16 protein-coding genes and 1 pseudogene are annotated in these 16,171 nt (G+C 76.1%); 5 read left to right on the top strand and 12 right to left on the bottom strand.

What is annotated here, in order from left to right; translation table 11 throughout:
- Positions 1-95: 95 nt before the first annotated feature.
- The 7 genes from ACWGB8_RS14015 to ACWGB8_RS13985 form a co-directional block, all read right to left on the bottom strand.
- On the bottom strand, positions 96-482 hold the full coding sequence (locus ACWGB8_RS14015) for a VOC family protein (protein ID WP_452213397.1): 387 nt from the start codon (positions 480-482) through the stop codon (positions 96-98).
- Between the two features lie 114 nt (positions 483-596).
- Positions 597-1,442: an STM4011 family radical SAM protein gene (locus tag ACWGB8_RS14010; RefSeq protein WP_452213401.1), complete on the bottom strand. Its 846-nt coding sequence runs from the start codon at positions 1,440-1,442 to the stop codon at positions 597-599.
- Between the two features lie 101 nt (positions 1,443-1,543).
- A complete protein-coding gene (locus tag ACWGB8_RS14005) occupies positions 1,544-2,992 on the bottom strand; it encodes an STM4012 family radical SAM protein (protein WP_452213395.1) in 1,449 nt (482 codons plus the stop codon).
- Positions 2,989-3,840, bottom strand: coding sequence for an STM4013/SEN3800 family hydrolase (locus tag ACWGB8_RS14000; RefSeq protein ID WP_452213399.1), 852 nt, complete (start codon positions 3,838-3,840; stop codon positions 2,989-2,991). Before ACWGB8_RS14000 ends, ACWGB8_RS14005 begins: the two co-directional genes overlap by 4 nt.
- An 89-nt stretch (positions 3,841-3,929) precedes the next feature.
- A complete protein-coding gene (locus ACWGB8_RS13995) occupies positions 3,930-5,150 on the bottom strand; it encodes an STM4014 family protein (RefSeq protein WP_452213393.1) in 1,221 nt (406 codons plus the stop codon).
- A 95-nt stretch (positions 5,151-5,245) separates the two neighbouring features.
- Positions 5,246-6,178 carry an STM4015 family protein gene (locus ACWGB8_RS13990; RefSeq protein WP_452213391.1) on the bottom strand — a complete coding sequence of 311 codons (933 nt, stop codon included), beginning with the start codon at positions 6,176-6,178 and terminating at the stop codon, positions 5,246-5,248.
- A gap of 103 nt (positions 6,179-6,281) precedes the next feature.
- Positions 6,282-7,211, bottom strand: coding sequence for an STM4015 family protein (locus ACWGB8_RS13985; RefSeq protein ID WP_452213390.1), 930 nt, complete (start codon positions 7,209-7,211; stop codon positions 6,282-6,284).
- Positions 7,212-7,491: 280 nt separating this feature from the next.
- On the opposite strand from ACWGB8_RS13985, the gene ACWGB8_RS13980 reads away from it, so the two are divergent.
- Both ACWGB8_RS13980 and ACWGB8_RS13975 read left to right on the top strand, forming a co-directional pair.
- Positions 7,492-7,818, top strand: a complete 327-nt coding sequence (locus tag ACWGB8_RS13980) for a hypothetical protein (protein WP_452213388.1) — start codon at positions 7,492-7,494, stop codon at positions 7,816-7,818.
- A gap of 62 nt (positions 7,819-7,880) precedes the next feature.
- Positions 7,881-9,038 carry a DUF6745 domain-containing protein gene (locus tag ACWGB8_RS13975; RefSeq protein WP_452213387.1) on the top strand — a complete coding sequence of 386 codons (1,158 nt, stop codon included), beginning with the start codon at positions 7,881-7,883 and terminating at the stop codon, positions 9,036-9,038.
- A gap of 110 nt (positions 9,039-9,148) precedes the next feature.
- On the opposite strand, the gene ACWGB8_RS13970 is transcribed toward ACWGB8_RS13975, so the two are convergent.
- The gene (locus tag ACWGB8_RS13970; protein WP_452213385.1) at positions 9,149-9,643 is read right to left on the bottom strand and encodes a MarR family transcriptional regulator; all 495 of its coding nucleotides are present in this window, start codon (positions 9,641-9,643) and stop codon (positions 9,149-9,151) included.
- 80 nt (positions 9,644-9,723) lie between these two features.
- On the opposite strand from ACWGB8_RS13970, the gene ACWGB8_RS13965 reads away from it, so the two are divergent.
- A complete protein-coding gene (locus tag ACWGB8_RS13965; RefSeq protein ID WP_452213383.1) occupies positions 9,724-10,107 on the top strand; it encodes an HGxxPAAW family protein in 384 nt (127 codons plus the stop codon).
- Between the two features lie 81 nt (positions 10,108-10,188).
- On the opposite strand, the pseudogene ACWGB8_RS13960 reads toward ACWGB8_RS13965, so the two are convergent.
- The 3 genes and pseudogenes from ACWGB8_RS13960 to ACWGB8_RS13950 all read right to left on the bottom strand — a co-directional run bounded on the left by ACWGB8_RS13960 (position 10,189) and on the right by ACWGB8_RS13950 (position 13,596).
- Positions 10,189-11,530, bottom strand: a pseudogene (locus ACWGB8_RS13960) (cryptochrome/photolyase family protein).
- A gap of 150 nt (positions 11,531-11,680) precedes the next feature.
- Complete coding sequence (locus ACWGB8_RS13955; protein ID WP_452213381.1) at positions 11,681-12,541, bottom strand: TIGR03943 family putative permease subunit; 861 nt, start codon at positions 12,539-12,541, stop codon at positions 11,681-11,683.
- Entirely contained in the window at positions 12,538-13,596 is a 1,059-nt protein-coding gene (locus tag ACWGB8_RS13950) for a permease (RefSeq protein ID WP_452213379.1), read from the bottom strand. The genes ACWGB8_RS13955 and ACWGB8_RS13950 overlap by 4 nt, the downstream gene beginning before the upstream one ends.
- A gap of 254 nt (positions 13,597-13,850) precedes the next feature.
- Between ACWGB8_RS13950 and ACWGB8_RS13945 the strand changes: the two genes are divergently transcribed.
- Both ACWGB8_RS13945 and ACWGB8_RS13940 read left to right on the top strand, forming a co-directional pair.
- A complete protein-coding gene (locus tag ACWGB8_RS13945; RefSeq protein WP_452213377.1) occupies positions 13,851-14,648 on the top strand; it encodes a MerR family transcriptional regulator in 798 nt (265 codons plus the stop codon).
- Positions 14,645-15,385, top strand: a complete 741-nt coding sequence (locus ACWGB8_RS13940) for a hypothetical protein (protein ID WP_452213376.1) — start codon at positions 14,645-14,647, stop codon at positions 15,383-15,385. The genes ACWGB8_RS13945 and ACWGB8_RS13940 overlap by 4 nt, the downstream gene beginning before the upstream one ends.
- A gap of 85 nt (positions 15,386-15,470) precedes the next feature.
- On the opposite strand, the gene ACWGB8_RS13935 is transcribed toward ACWGB8_RS13940, so the two are convergent.
- Complete coding sequence (locus ACWGB8_RS13935) at positions 15,471-16,160, bottom strand: hypothetical protein (RefSeq protein WP_452213374.1); 690 nt, start codon at positions 16,158-16,160, stop codon at positions 15,471-15,473.
- Positions 16,161-16,171 lie beyond the last annotated feature (11 nt).

Raw genomic sequence — 16,171 nt, 5'->3', positions numbered from 1 at the left:
GGGCGCGCTGCCCCCCAGCTGGGTCATCGTCTCGGCCGGTGCGGCCATCGCCACCGGTGCGCCGGCTGCGGGTGCGCCCGCCGTGGGCCTCCCCGCTACTTCCCGGTCATCTGCACCACGCAGAGGATGTTCCCTTCACTGTCCTTGAACCATGCACCGCGCATCCCCTCGACCTCCATGACGCCGTCGACGGTCTTCAACCCGGGCAGGTCGTAGTCCTCGAACGTCACGCCCTTGGAGCGCAGTGCCGACATCTCCGCATCCAGGTCGGAGACCTTGAAACTGGCCAGCGTGTGGTCGGCCTTGCCGCCGTACGGCGTCTCGTACATGCCGAACAACGTGCCGCCGCACTCGAAGCCGACCTCGTTCGGGTTGTCCTCGACGATCTTCAGCCCGAGGGTGTCCTGGTAGTAGGCCTTGGCCCGGGCCAGGTCCGCGACCGGAATGACGGCTTGCAGTGGCGCATCTGAGAGCATCTCCATCGCCTCCTCCTTCCAGGCTAGGCGTATCCGGCGATTCGCGTCGGACACGCCTCGGCTACTCCCCGCCCGGAATGCGCAGGGGAGTTCGGGGAGTCCGCGGGCCGCGGCGCTGGGTCACCGGGTGTGCGGGATGCGTTCCAGGACGCCGCCCGCGAAGACCTCGTACAGCGGCAGGGTCTCCAGGTGGACGTAGCCGATGTGGCAGTCGCAGACCGGCAGCGGGCAGCCGCGCGGGCGCAGGCCGGCCCGGTAGGAGCCGTCGTAGAGGTTGCCGAGCGGGGTCCGGACGAAGTGGCAGCGGCGCACGGTGCCGTCGCCGTCCACCGAGAGCACCGACTCGCCGGTGCGGCACGGGAGTCCGGCACTGGGGTGGGCGGTGCGGCTGAAGCCGAAGTGCGGGTCGAGGGCCGTCCAGTCGGCGGCCTCGGCGTCCGTGTAGACCAGCCCCTCGGCGGCGTTGATCCACAGGTAGACGGCGGGGGCCAGGTCGGCGCGCAGCCGGCGGGCCGCCGCGAGGTGTTCCGGCTGCCCGACCACGCCGACGCTGTACCGCACGCCGAGCGCGTCCAGCTCCCGGCACTTGGCGAGGAAGCGGTCGTGGCTGAGCTGCCCCGGGTGGTACGTCACCCAGAGGGCGAGGGTGTCGAGGTCGGCCTCGGCGAGCCAGCCGGTGCGGCAGCTCAGGTTGGTCTGGATCGCCACCCGGCGCACGTGCGGCAGCCGGCTCAGCCCGACCAGGGCCCGCCGGTACCAGGAGCGCACCAGGCCCTCGCCCCACGGGGTGAACAGCACGGACAGGGTGTCGCCGCTGCCCGCCCGGGCCTGCGCCCAGCCGGTGAAGCGTTCCAGCGCGGCCCGGTCGGCGCGCAGCTGCTCCGGGGTGTCGCGCCGCTTGGCGAACGGGCAGTAGGGGCAGTCGTAGTCGCAGGAGGCGAGCGGCCCCCGGTAGAGGAGCGTCAGATCGAGCGGCGCGGCCTCCGGGGCGGACTTCGCTGCAGGGGATGGGGCCGCGCCCGGGGCCGCGTCGGGCCCGGGGGAGGCGGGCAATCCCAGGAAGGTGCTCACCTGGCCTCGTAACCGGCCATGCGGGCGCGCACCTCGGGGGAGAAGAGCATCGGACCGAGCGCGTCGGAGTGCGCCAGCCCCTCGGGGGAGAGGACCAGCCGCTGCGGGTCCGCGGGCGCCGCCAGCCAGCCGCGGTCGGCGAACGCGGCCAGCTCGGCCGGGAAGTCCTCGGCCGGGTCGGCGCCGAAGCGCTCCCGGTAGTCGGCGACGGGCAGCCCCTCCGCCTGCAGCAGCGACTGGACGAGGTGGCGCCGGCGGGCCTCCCCGGGCGTCATCCAGTGGCCGACCTCGGCGCGCGAGAAGTCCTCGACGGCCACGTAGTCGTCGATGATCCGCCGCACCTCGGTGGCGTTCACCGCGTAGTCGAAGGAGTAGTGCAGCCGCGAGGTGTAGGAGCGGGAGCCGCAGCCGAGGCCGACCATGCCGTCGGTCTGGCAGGCGTACTCGCTGCTGCCAGCCTGCGGGGAGTCGGCCCGGCGGAACATCCGCATCGAGACCTGCTGGTAGCCGTGGGCGAGCAGGTGGTCGCGGCCGGTCCGGTAGAGGGCGAGCCGCTGGGCGTCCCAGGCGGGCGACCCCTCCGGCTCGACGGCGGGGCCGCCCGGCTGCCCGCGCCGGGCGAGGCCGGTGAGCGGGCGGACGTACAGCGGGTAGAGGTACAGCTCCTCCGGCTGCCAGGCGAGGGCGGCGTCCAGCGAGCGCAGCCAGGCGGCCGGGGTCTGGCCGTCGATCCCGTAGATGAGGTCGATGTTCAGCACCGGGAAGTCGGCCGCCCGGATCCGTCCGAGCGCCGCCTCCACGGCGGCGCGCTTCTGCGGGCGGACCGCCGAGCGGGCCTCCTCGTCGAGGAAGGACTGCACCCCGAGGCTGAGCCGGGTGGTGCCGCGCGCCGCCAGGACCTCCAGCCGGTCGGCGGTCGCGGTGTCCGGGGAGGCCTCCACGGAGAGCGGGACCGCGCGCAGGTCGGCGCCCATCCGAAGCTCGGCGATGTCGCAGAGCCGGTCGAGTTCGGCGGCGGTCAGGTAGGTGGGCGTGCCGCCGCCGAACGCGGCCAGGGCGAACCGGGCCCCGCCGTCCAGCGCCTCGCGCACCTGGCGGGCCTGTCGGTCGAGCGCGTCCAGGTAGGCGGTGGTCAGGCCCTCGGGGCTGCCGATCCGGGTGAAGAGGTTGCAGAAGCCGCAGCGCACCTCGCAGAACGGGATGTGGACGTACAGCGAGAGCGCGTGCTGCGGTTCGCCCGCCCACAGCTCGCGCAGCGCCGGGCGCTCCGGCAGCGGCCGGTACGCCGTCTTGTGCGGGTAGGCGTAGACGTACGACAGGTACGGCGACTCCGGGTCGGGAGCGGGTGCCCCGGCGGCGGTCGCGGGGCCGGTGGAGCCGGGCCCGACCAGCGGGAGCGGGGCGGGTCGCGCGGGAGCCGGCGCGGTGTCCGGGGCCGTCGTCATGCGGACTCCTCGGGGCTCGCGGCCGCGGGCGCGGCGGCAGGAGTGGCGGCGGGGAGGGTGAAGTGCGCGTACGGCACCGTCCAGACCACCTCGTGGCCGATCCGGTGCCCGGTGTAGCCGTCCTCGCCGTACGCGGTGCCGTGGTCGGAGCAGACCACGGCGAAGCACGGCCGTCGGGCGCTCATCGCCGCGAACAGCCGGCCGATGTGCGCGTCCACGTACTCCAGGGCGGCGGCGTGGCTCTCCCGGGTGTCGCCGTGCTCGCGGCTCGCCCCCGGCAGGTGGAACCAGTTCGGCTGGTGCAGCGCCGAGACGTTGACGAACAGGAACAGCGGGCGGTCGGCGGGCTGCTCGGCGGCGACCCGCTCCGCGCAGGCGACCTGCGCCTCGAAGGAGGTCGGCGAGGGCACACCCATCTCGGGCGACCAGTGGCTCTCCTGGAACAGCCCCGGCAGGACGGAGCCGAGTGGTCCCTGCTTGTTGAAGAAGCCGACGCCGCCGATGCAGACCGTGCGGTAGCCGGCCCCGGCCAGGGCGCTCGGCAGGTCGGGCGTGTCGAAGACCCAGGTGCGGCTCTCGGTGGTCTCCGACCCGGCGAAGCGCGCGGCGAACAGGCGCGGGTGCGGCCCGTCCGGGCTCGCCGGGGTCGGCAGGAAGCCGGCCAGCATCGCCTGGTGGGAGGCGTAGGTGAAGCTGCCGGGGGAGTGCCGGCGCTCCCAGCGGCCCTGCGGGAGCAGCGCCGCGAGGTGCGGCGTCCGGCCGGCGGCGGCCAGCTCCTGCGCCACGTCGAAGCGGAGCGTGTCCAGCGTGACGAGCAGCAGGTCGTGGCTGCCGACCACGGCGTTCATGTCGGGCAGGGCGTCGGTGTTCGCGTGGGGCAGGGCGTTCACGCCGGTGACGGCGTGCTGCGGCGGGTGCGGGCGGTTCGGTGGGTGGTTCATCGGCGCGGTTCCAGGGGTGGGTCGGGCAGGGGTGCGGGGGCGGCGGCGGTGCCGGGCGGTGCCGGTGGTGTCGGGGCGCGGCCGGGGCCGGGCGGGGCGAGGGTGCCGTGGGCCAGCAGGGCGGCGAGCTGGGCGCCGTAGGTGTCCAGGCCCTCGGCCGGGCCGCCGGGCAGACCGGTCAGTCCGGGCAGCAGGTCGCCGAACGCGTTCACCTCGCCGACCAGCGCCCGCCGCCAGCCGGCGGTGGGCAGGACGTCGACCCCGACGGCCGGGGAGCGCGGGAAGCAGGCGGCGGCGCGCTCGGCGGTCTCCAGCACGGTGGGCCAGGCCGTACCGGCGGCCTCCCGGGCCAGCCCGACGCTGCCGCGGGCCCCGCCGAGGTGCAGGTTGGTCATCGGCTGCCGGCTGGTGCGGACGACGACGTGGGTGGCCCGGCCGCCGATCACCACCACCCGCAGGTCCGCCGAGCGGCCGGACTGGGCGGCCTTCGGGATCCACTGCTCGACGTGCAGGCCGTCCGGGGCGAGCCGGTCGACCAGGTCGGCGACCTCCCGCTCCGAGCGGTACCGGCGCACCCGCAGCGAGTTGTGCAGCCCGTCGGGCGCTGACTCGACCGAGGTGGTGGCCTGCACCCGGCCGCCGGGACCGAACTCCAGGGCGACCACCCCGGACGCCGACGAGCCGTGCGCGGGCTTCACGAAGACCCGGCGCAGGTCGGCCGCGGCCAGCCGGGCCCGCAGGTCCTCCCAGCCCGCGATCGGGGCGCCGGACGGGCCCGCGCCGAGCGCGCGCGGCACCGGGACCCCGGCGGCGTCGAGCAGTGCGTGCGCCCGCCGCTTGTCGAACATCACGGCGATCTCCTCCGGATCGCCGAGCAGCCGCACCCCCGGCAGCCGGGCCAGCCCGCGCAGCGCCGCCGTCACCCCCGCGTACCAGGCGGCGCCGCCCTCCACCCGGGTCGGCGCCCAGCCCGCGCCGAGTGCCGGACCGCGCAGCAGCTCGTCGACCGCCGGCTCCTCGCCGGGCGACTCGATCCGCAGCAGCGCGCCCTCGGGCGGCCGGGCCGTACCGCGCAGGACGTCCAGCCAGGGCACGACGAGCGGCTCCGGCAGGCCGGCGGACCGTGCGGCGTCGGCGAACAGGACCACCCGCCGGTGGCCCGGGTTGCCGAGCACCGCCAGCCGCCCCGGGCGGCCTGCCGCCGGCCGTACCGCCATGCCTGTCTCCACGCTCTCCCGCCCTCCCGTCCCGCCCGTTGCGCCCGTTGCCTGTCCCGACCGCAGCGCCCGTCGCGTCCGTACCTGCCCGGCGGCTACTCGGCGACCGCGACGTAGCGGTCCTCCGGATCCTCCTCGTCGTTGTGGAAGTCGAGGTCGACCGCCACCCCGGGCAGGGCCGCGACGATCCGCTGCTGCAACTCCTCCGACACGTAGTGGTAGTACAGGTCGAGCGACTCCAGGTGGGTCAGCGGCTGGCCCTCCAGCAGCGCGACCGCGCCCTCGTCGCCCAGCACGCCCATCCCCAGGCCCAGCGAGGAGAGCTGCGCCACCACCGGGGCGTGCGCGACGGCCGCGGCGATCTCGTCCTGGTACTCGCTGTTCTTCAGGCCGAGGCGGCGCAGCGCCGGGAAGTGCGAGCCGTCGAGGAACGGCCGCAGGTCGTCGAGGGTGGAGTCGCCGCCGTACTCGTCGACGCCGAGCCAGAGGTCCAGCTCCTCCAGCGCGGGCAGGTCGGCGGCGGCCACGCCCCGGACCACCTCGGCGGGCAGGCCGCCGGAGTGGAAGCGCAGGGCCCGCAGCCGTTCGTGCCGCACCGGCTTGAGGCCGAGCCCGCTGCCGCCGCGCACCACCAGCTCGTCCAGGGCGGGGAAGGAGGTCAGGACGGAGGTGATGTCGCACAGTTGGAGCCAGGAGATCTCGCACTCCTCGGACACCACGTCGGCGAGGAACAGCGCCTCCAGGGCGGGGAGCCGGTCGGCCGCCGCCACCAGGGCGTCGATCGCGGGGCGCAGCCCCGAGTAGTCGCGCCGCCACCACGGGCCGATCAGCACGGCCCGGACGCCGGCCGGGTCGACGGTGGCGAGGAACGCCTCCCAGCGGGCGGTGAAGTCCTCCGGAGCGTCGTACTCCAGTGCGACGTACCAGGCGACGGCGCCGGGCTCGGGGAGCTGCTGCCGGTCGGCGGGGTCGGCGGGGAAGGCGTGCACGGGGAGCCCGTGGAACTGCTCGGGGTGGCGGTGGTACACGGCGGCTGCTCTTCTCTGGGCGGGGGGACAGTGGTGACGGCCGGGCGGCGGAACGGCGATGAGGGGGGTCGGGCGGCGGCCGGGCGGGGCGGGCGCCCCGGTACTACTCGGCCACGGCGACGTACCGCCGGCGGTCGTCCGGCTTGCCGGCGCCGGAGAGGTCCAGCTCCACGCCGGGCAGCGCGTCCCGCAGCCGCTGCTGCATCGCCCCGGTGAGGAAGTGGTGGTGCAGGTCGAGGGACTTCAGGTGGGTCAGCGGCTGGCCCTCCAGCAGCGCGACCGCGCCCTCGTCGCCGAGTACACCCATCGACAGGGCGAGCGACTCCAGGCGGGCGACCACCGGGGCCTGGGCGACGGCCTCGGCGATCCGGTCCTGGTACTCGCTGTTCTGCAGGCCGAGGTGGCGCAGCGCGGGGAAGGCCGCGCCGTCCAGGAAGGGGGCGAGGTCCTCGATCCGGGTGTCGCCGCCGTAGTGCTCCACCCCGAGCCAGAGCTCCAGCCGCTCCAGGGCGGGGAAGCCGCAGGCCGCGATCCGGCGCACCACCGCGGCCGGCAGCCCGCCCGCCTCGAAGCGCAGGGCGCGCAGGTGCTCGTGCCGCACCTCCTGGAGCTCCAGGCCGTCGCCGCCGCGCACCACCAGCTCCTCCAGCGCGGGGAAGGCCGTCAGCAGCGCCGTGACGTCGCACATCTCCAGCCAGGAGATCTCCGACTCCTCGTAGGTGATGTCGCCGAGGAAGAGCCCGCGCAGCGCCGGCAGCCGCCCGGCGGCGGCGGTGACCAGCTCCAGCGACGGGGCGAGGTTCTCCGGCTCCTCGGACCACTGCCCGATCACCACGGCGCGCACCCGGTCGGTGTCCACGGCGTCGAGGAAGTGCTCCCACAGGGCGGGGAACTCGTACTCGCTGTCGTAGTCGGTGCCGATCTTCCAGGCGACCCCGGCCGCGTCCGGCAGGTCGGCGCCCTCCTCGACGGCGTGCCGCAGGTCGAGGACGGGCAGCCCGTGGAACTGCTCGATGTGGTGGTTGACCGTCATGCGCTGCTCCCGGCGCTGTACCTCGTGGATCCCGGACGGGATCTGTCTATCAGCCGCCCCCGACAGACCGGTGCCCGGGTGCCGCGCCCGGTCCTGTGCCCGGTGCCGTGTCCGGTGCCGTGCCCGCGGCCGTGGCCCGGACGGCGGCTCGGGCGAGGTGCGGGCGAGGTGCGGCCGGGGCCGGGCCGCGTTGTCGGTCCCCTGTCCTAGCGTTCGGAGCGTGGGATTCCGACGCCCCGCCGGACCGGCGGGGGTCCGTACGTGCTGCCGGGGAGGCCTGATGTATCGCCAGGGTGATGTGCTGATCGTGCCGGTGCCGGAGGATGCGGTGCCGGCCCGGGTCGCGGCGGCGGCCGTGCAGCCGCGGGACGCGCGGGGCCGCATGGTGCTGGCACTCGGCGAGGTCACCGGCCACGCGCACGCCGTGGTCGGCCCGGGGGAGCTGCGCCGGGAGGGCGGGCCGTTCGGCTCGGGCTGGCTCCACCTGCCCGAGGGCGGCCGGGTGGTGCACGAGGAGCACGCGGCGATCCCGCTGCCCAGGGGCTGGTACCGGGTCGTGCGGCAGCGGGAGTACGTGCCGGGCGCGGTGCGCGTGGTGGCGGACTGACCCGCGCGCGGCGGCGGTCACGGGACAACGGAACGGAACGGCGGAGCAGGAGCGTGGAGGGCATGACGGTGACGGAACCGACGGACGCACCCGGCGAGGTGACGGCCCGCTGGCGGGCGAGCGCGGCGGCGACCGGCCCCGGCGACCGGGCGGCGGTGGAGCGTGCGGTGCGCGCCGCCTACCGGGCGGCCGGGCTGCCCGAGCCCGCGGAGGTCCGGTGGTGCGGCTCGCCGCTCGAAGCGGTGGCGGCGGCGCTGGAGCTGCGCGGGGCCGGTGCGGTGAGCGTCCGCGAGGCCGTGCGCACCCGCACCTGGGACCGGGCGCGGCGGCGGGCCGTCGAGCGGGTCGGCCCGCAGGGCTGGGCGCCGCTCTGGGCGCTCACCGGCGGCGAGCTCGGGCCCGCCACCAACGCGCTGGCCGACCGCATCCGGGACGCCGTCCTGGACCGGCTCGGCCCGGAGCCGGACTTCGAGCGGGACGACGACGCGGTGGTGACCTGGGCCCTGACCCGGCGCACCGCCGTCCGGCTCGCCCTGCTCGACGCGGTGCGCGGCCAGCACGACGCACCCTGGCTCGCCGCCCTGGAGGCCGCGGGCGCGTTCGGCGCACCGGCCGGGGACGGAACCGCGGACGTGATCGGGGACGTGGCCGGGGACGGCGGCGCCGACGGGGAGTCCGCCGGGCCCGCCGCCCTCGCCGAGGTCGCCCGCGGGGCCGGCTGGTGGTGGCCGTACGAGCGTGTCGCCCTGGTGAGCGACCGGCCGCTGGCCCTCCACCGGGACGAGGCGGGCCGACTCGATCGCGCCGACGGCCCCGCCCTCGCCTACGCCGACGGCTTCGCGCTGCACGCCTGGCGCGGCATGCCCGTCCCGCCGGACTTCCTGGCCGGTCTCGGCACGCTCACCGCCGAGCGCATCCGCACCGAGGAGAACGCCGAGCTGCGCCGCGTGATGCTGGAGCACTACGGCTACGAGCGCTACCTCGCCGACTCGGGGGCCAAGCCGCGGCACCGGGACGAGACGGGGGTGCTGTGGGAGATCGTCCTGCCGGACGACGAGCCGGTGGTGATGGTCGAGGTGGTCAACTCCACCGCGGAGCCGGACGGCACCTTCCGCACCTACTGGCTGCGGGTGCCGCCCGGCATCCGCACCGCCCGCGCGGGCGTGGCCTGGACCTTCGGCGTGACGGAGGAGGAGTACCGCCCGCAGCGCGAGACCTGAGCCGGGACCTCGGCAGACCGCGAGGCGCTACCGGGGGGAGGCGCCACCAGGCGGGCCGGGCGGGCCGGGCGGGGCGGGGCCGCGGTGCGCGCGGCGGGCCCGCCCCGGTGTCACTCCTGGAGCTCCTCCAGCGAGACCTGCAGGGCGTCCCGGGCGCGGGTGAACCAGTCGGCGAGGACGGCGGTCTCGTCGGGGGTGTAGTCCGCGAACAGGGCGTTGATCCGCTCGTAGAAGGGACCGTAGACCTCCAGGAGGCGGGCCTGCGCGCCCTCCTCCATCACCACCCGCACCCGGCGGCGGTCGCCGGGATCCGCCTCCCGGCGCGCGTATCCCGCCTTCTCCAAGCGGTTGAGCACGCCCGTCACCGCGCCGGTGGTCAGCCGGGCCTGGTCGGCGAGGTCGCCGGCCGCGAGCGACCGGCCCGCCAGCGCGGCCTCGATGACGAAGCCGAGGCAGGTCAGATCCGTGACGTTGAGCCCGAGCCGGGCGGCGATGCCCTGCTGGCCGAACTGTGCGAGCGCGACGAACCGGTCCATCGCGTACAGCGCCTGCGGGGCCGCCGCCTCGGGGCGTGCCTTGCCCTCCACCCAGATTCCCCTTAGCATCTAAGTTACTTAGATTGTAAGACTTCTTGTGCGGGCCGTACCAGCGGTCCGCCGGATCGTCGCACCCCGAGGGAGTCGACATGAGCATCCACGGCGATCATGACATGGGCCACACCGTCGCCGGATGGACCGGGACCGCCCTCGCCTTCACCGGGAGCCTGGTCGCGGGCGTCGCGTTCGCCGCCGGCTCACCGGTCGGCCTGGCGGTCGGGACGGGCGTCGTCGTCCTCGCCGCCGTCACCACCTGGCTGCTGCACCTCGCGGGCTGGGGCAAGCCCGGCGGCCCGCGGCCGGCCGACCAGTGGGACTGGCGGGTCCGGGACACCGCCGCCCGCCGCGGCCACCGGGACTGCCTCGGCTGCCGGCTCGCCGGCCGCCGCCCCGCCGCCCGGCCCGAACCCGCCGCACCCCCGGCCGCCACCGCGCAGCCCGTCCTCGTCGCGGCCGGCCGCGACCGGGCCTGAGAACGCGCCCACCGTCCCCGCCCACCGCCCGCCAGGTCCCGGAGGCCCGGGGAACCGGTCCCGGGGGACCGTTCGCCCGGGTCAGTCCAGTCCGCGGGCCGCGCGGAGGCGGGCCGAGAGCCGGTCGGGGTCGATGACGGGCGAGGGGTAGTCGGCCGGCGGGCTGTCCAGCCGCCAGGGGCGGTGGACGGAGCGGCCGGGCAGCCCGGCCAGTTCGGGCACCCAGCGGCGGACGTAGGCGCCGTCCGGGTCGAGCCGGTCGGCCTGGGCGAGCGGGTTGAGCACCCGGTTCGGCCGGGTGTCGGTGCCGGTGCCGGCCACCCACTGCCAGTTCAGCTGGTTGTTGGCGATGTCGCCGTCGACCAGCAGGGAGAGGAAGTGCCGGGCGCCGATCCGCCAGTCCCGGTACAGCGTCTTGGTGAGGAAGGACGCCGTCACCAGCCGGGCGCGGTTGTGCATCCAGCCCTCGTGGGCGAGCTGGCGCATCCCCGCGTCGACGATCGGGTACCCGGTCCGGCCCTCCCGCCAGGCGTCGCACTCCGGCCCGTCGGGCAGCCACCGGTCGCCCTTGCCGCGGTAGTCGGACCAGGCCGCCGCGGGCCGCGCGGCGAGCACCTGGTGGTGGAACTCCCGCCACACCACCTGCCGGACGAACGCCGCGGCGCCGCTGCCGCCGTGCCGTTCGGCGTCCTCGACGAGTTCGGTCGCGGAGAGGCAGCCGAAGTGCAGGTAGGGCGAGAGCCGTGACGTCGCGTCCGCGGCGAGGTCGTCGTGCCGTTCCTCGTAGCGGTCCAGGCCGCCGTCCGAGCGCCATCGCCGCCACGCCCGGCGGCCCGCCTCCTCCCCGCCGGGCGGCAGGCCGGGGGAGTCGGGCCGCGGCCGGGGCACGGCCACGCCGGAGAGGCCGTCCGGGGTGCGGAGCGTGCGCGGGGCGCGGTGCACCGTGCGGCGCGGCGCCTGCTGCCAGGCCCGCAGATAGGGGGTGAAGACCGCGTAGTGGTCCTTGCCCGCGGGGGCGACCTCGCCGGGGACGGTAGCGGTGAGCGAGGCGTCGTGGACGTGCAGCCGCTCGCCCAACCGCTCCCGCAGGGCGTGTTCGCGGGCCCGGGCGAAGGCGCTCACCCCGGCGGCCACGTGCACCGAGGACGCGCCGCACTCCTCCGCCGACCCGGGCCGCCTGCTCCGCCGGCCGGCCGCGCCGGACCACCAGGCGCCCGCCGAGCCGGCGCAGCGAGGCGTCCAGGTCGGCCAGGCAGTCGCCGAGGAAGGCCGACCGGTTGGCGGTCGCGAAGCCGGCCGCCGCGATGTCCGGGTCGAGGACGAACAGCGGCACCACCTGCTCCGCGGACCGCTGGGCGGCGAACAGTACGGGATTGTCGTGCAGGCGCAGGTCCTGGGTGAACAGGGCGACGGAGACGGTCATCGGCGGCCCGGGTGTGCTCGTGCGGACGGGGACACGCGAGCCTCCCACCCGCCGTCCGGCCGTCCCGGCAGGCGCGCCGACCCCGCCGGGGCCGCCGACCCCGCCGACCTGCAGGGGTCGCCGGGGTCGTGCACTGTGCCGTATCGGGCCCTACGCCGTGCCGGGCGCGACGTCGCGGTAGGGGTTGCGCGGGGCCTGGACCGGGCGGACCTCCTGGAGCACCAGCCGGGGCGCGGCCGTCGGCGCGACCCCCGGGACGGCCTGCCAGGTGCCGGTGATCTCGACCCAGCTGTCGGTGGCCGGGGCCGCGCCCGGGCCGACCACCTGGACGCGCAGCCGACGGGCGTCGGCCGCACAGCAGTTGACGGTCAGCCGGTTGAGGTACCACTCGCCGGCCTTGGCGCCGGGCGCGGCGAAGCCGGTCAGCCGGACGGTACGGCCCTCCAGGCTCCGCGCCGGGTCCTGGCTGCGCCCGATGAACTCGGTGAGCGACATCGGGGTGGTCGGCCGGTCGGGGGTGAGCCCGGCGTACTCGACCTGCTCGACCGGGGCGGTGGTGCCCTCGCGCTGGGCGGTGAACGCGCCGAGGGCGGGCGGGGCGAAGAAGATCAGCGCCACCGCGGGGACGGCGAGCAGACCGGCGACCCGCGGTACGGCGGAGTGGTCGTGCCCGCCCCCGTGCGACCCGTGCCCGCCGTGACCCCCGTGCCCGTGGTGTCCGCCGGGCCCGGCGTGGTCGTGCGGCTGCCCGCCGGGTTCGGCCCGGTGCCACTGGGCGCTGCCGTCGGCGGCCCGGCTGAAGCGTAGGACGGGCTCCCGCCGGGGCCGCAGACCGTGCACGGCGTTGGCGGCCCCGACCAGCACCAGGACCGCGCCGGAGAGGACGAGCGGGACGTACAGGCCCTCCTTGACGTACTGGAGGTAGACGTCGCTGCCGACGGTGATCCGCAGCAGGGCGCCGCCGAGCAGGGCGAGCAGCAGCGGGGGGACGAGGACGCGGACGCGGCTCACAGCAGGATCCCTCCGACGGCGATGCTGGCGAGGACGGCGACGACGAAGGTCGCGGCGGGGAAGCGGGCGGCGAAGGAGCGGCCGAAGGCCCCGGACTGCAGGGCGATCAGCTTGAGGTCGACCATCGGGCCGACGACCATGAAGGCGAGCCGGGCGGTGGGGGAGAAGCCGGTCAGCGAGGCGGCCACGAAGGCGTCGGCCTCGGAGCAGACGGCGAGCACCACGGCCAGCAGGGCGAGGGCCAGGACCTGCAGCCAGGGGGAGCCGGCGAAGGCGTCGAGCACGGCGGGCGGCACGAGGACGTTGAAGGTGGCGGCCGCCGCGGCGCCGACCACCAGGAAGCCGCCGGCGTGCAGGAAGTCGTGCTGCAGGCCGCGGCCGAAGCGGGCGAGCGGGCCGTCGTCCTCCTCGTGCTCCTCGGACGCCTTGGGCAGCCGCAGCCACTCCTCCCGGCCGAACCGCAGCCAGAGCCAGCCCATCGCGGCGGAGGCGAGCAGCGAGGCGAGCAGCCGGGCGGCCACCATCTCGGGCTGCCCGGGGAAGGCGACGGCGGTGGAGACCAGCACGACGGGGTTGACGGCCGGGGCCGAGAGCAGGAAGGCCAGGGCCGCGGCGGGGGCGACCCCGCGCTTCATCAGGCTGCCGGCGACCGGCACCGAGGCGCATTCGCAACCCGGCAGCACCACTCCGGCGGCGCTCGCCACCGGCACGGCAAGGGCCTGACGGCGCGGCAGCAGACGGCTGAACAGGTCGGGCGGGGCGAACGCGCCGATCGCGGCCGACACCACGGTGCCGAGCAGCAGGAACGGCACGCCCTGCACCACGATGGCGATCAGGACGGTGCGCCAGGTGGCGAGGGCGGGCGCGGTCGAGCTGCCGAGGAAGCCGGTGCCGAGCAGCAGGACGGCGGCGCCGACGGCGGCCGGTGCGGCGACGGCGGCGATCCGGCGGGCGCCTGGTCCGGTTCGAGGGGGGCGCTCCGGGGTGCCCGGCGGTGGCCGGTGGGGTGCGGTGCGCGGGGGTGGTGCGGTGGCTGTGGGGGTCCTGTCGGCCATGTTCCCGCCCTGACGGACTGCCGGTGTGCGGCAGGAGGTGTGGGGGTGCCGACCCGCGCCGGAGCATGGTGGCGACGGCGAGGGGTGGCGCCGGCTCGGCTCCGGTGCGAGCGGCGGGAGCCACAGTAGCGCTTGATAATCATCTTCATCTAGAGGGTGGGGCTCACTGGTTTGAGGTGTCCAGATCACCCGCCCGTTCGGGGCGCCCGGCGGTGCTTGACCTTGTCGCAGCGACAGGGTCTCTACTGGGTGCCATGCGTATCGGAGAACTCGCCGGCCTGGTCGGCATCACCACCCGCGCGGTGCGGCACTACCACCGCATCGGGCTGCTGCCCGAACCTCCGCGCCAGTCCAACGGCTATCGGGAGTACTCCCTGCGGGACGCCGTCGAACTCGCCCGGATCCGCCGGCTGGTCGAACTCGGACTCGGCCTCGACGAGGTCCGCGACGTCCTCGCGGACGACGCGGGCAAGGAACTCGTCGAGGTCCTGGCCGGACTCGACGCCGACCTCGCCCGGCAGGAGGACGAGATCCGCGAGCGCCGCGCCCGGCTGGCCGACCTGCTCGCCCGGGCCGAGGCGGCCGGCGGCCTGCCCGCCGAGGGGCCGGTCTCGCCCGAACTCGCCGCCGTCTTCGCCGACATGGCCCGCGAGGCCGATCGCAGGACCGGCCCCGAACCGGCCATGGCGGCCAAGGAGCGCCGACTGCTCGCCCTGCTGGAGAGCAGCGCACCGGGCGGCGACCGCGGCTGGCTCGACGGGATGCTGCACGCCCTCGGCTCCGACCCGCAGGCCGTCGAACGGGCCTACGAGGTGTACGCCCGCCTGGACGAACTGGCCGATGCGGCGCTCGACGACCCCCGGATCGAGGCCGTCGCCCGGGCCGTCTCCGCCGCCGTACCCGACGAGGCGGTGCGGGCCATGCGGCTCTCCGCGGCCGGCGGGGAGCCGGCCGACGGCGGCTTCGCCGACGCCTTCTTCGCGGACTTCGCCCCCGCCCAGGCCGCGGCCGTGCGCCGGGCGATCGAGCTGATGCAGGAGCGTGCCCGGTGAGCGCCCGTCCGCGCCGCCCCGCCCGCCCGGCCGCCCCGGGGCGGGCCCCGCTGCACGCCCGGGTGCGCACCCGGCTGGAGGGCCCCGCACGGGGCCCGGTGGAGCGTCTGGTGAGACGCCTGGTGGAGCGTTTGGTGGCCGGCGTCCCCGTACCGCTGCGCCGGCTCGCCGTGCACGAGATCCGCCTCACCGTCGCGCTGCTCCGCTGGGTGGCCCGGCGCGGTCCGCACGGGGTGTCCGAGGGCGGCCTCGCCGTGCCGTACGCCTCCGCGCAGGCCCTCGCGACGGCGGTGTTCCTGTTCGTCTCGGTCGTCGAGACGGTCGCCCTGGCGCTGCTGATCCCCTGGCCCGCCGTGCACCGCGCGGTCCTGCTGCTCGACCTGTGGGGGATCTGGTTCGTCGTCGCCCTGCACGCCTCCTGCGTGGTGCGCCCGCACGTGGTGGGCGCCGACGGCTCGCTGCGGCTGCGCTACGGGGCGCTGGTCGACATCCGCATCCCGGCCGGGCGGATCGCCGCGGTCCGGGTCGAACGCCGGTACCCCGACAGCCGGTTGGCCGCCGTAGGGGAGGACGGTACGGCCGACCTCGGGATCGGCGGGCAGACCACGGTGACCGTCGAGCTGACCGAACCGCTGGCCTTCACCCGTGCCCTGGGCGGCCGTTCGACGGCCCGCGCGTTCCGCTTCTACGCGGAGGACCCGGCCGCCACCGTCGCGGCCCTGCGCCCGGCCGGATAGGCCCTGTCCGGGGCTCGGGCGCAGGGCCGGGTGTCCGGGCGGTCAGGGCTCGGGCGCAGGAGCCGTTGTTCGGGCGTCCCGCCGCTCAGGGATCGGCGACGGCGGTGGCCGGCCCGCCGCGCGGGACGAGCGCCGTCACCGCCTCGCTCTTCACCAGCCAGGCCACCCCGAAGGCGAAGACCGAGACCGCCTCGGCCAGGTAGGTCGGGGTCAGCGGCGCGTCCCAGGCGAGGTGCAGCACGGCCGCCACGGTGGCCACCGCGATGCACGCCACGATGACCCAGCCGCAGACCAGGTACACCCAGTCGCGGGCCGGCCGCCGCCCGCCGGAGCTCGGGGAGTCGGCGAACAACCGCAGGCAGAAGTACGCCAGTACCCCGAACAGGCCCGCGGCGCAGCCCAGATGGAGCAGGCCGACGGTCTGCTGGAGCGGGCTCGGGTCCGGCTCCACCGAGGAGGGCGGCTCGGTGGGCAGCAGCGCCACCAGGACGGCGAGGACGCCGGCCACCGAGCTGAGCCGGTCCTCGCGGCGGTCGTGGCGGTAGCAGATCAGGAACACGCCGACGGCACAGAGGCCGCCGACGAACACGTCCCGCATGTCGCTGTAGTACGAGGCGCTCATCGAACTGAGCACCGCGAGGCGGGAGGAGGTGAGGCTGTTGCCGAGGGGCAGGACGATCGGCAGCAGGAATCCGATGACGCCGACGCCCAGACGCAGGCGCCGTACGGTACGGACGTCCTGGGCGCGGGGGTCGACGGAGGGCTGGAGGGGCATGGCACGGCCTC

The sequence above is a fragment of the Kitasatospora sp. NPDC054939 genome (assembly GCF_053610105.1).
This window is presented reverse-complemented; position numbering and strand designations above follow the sequence as displayed.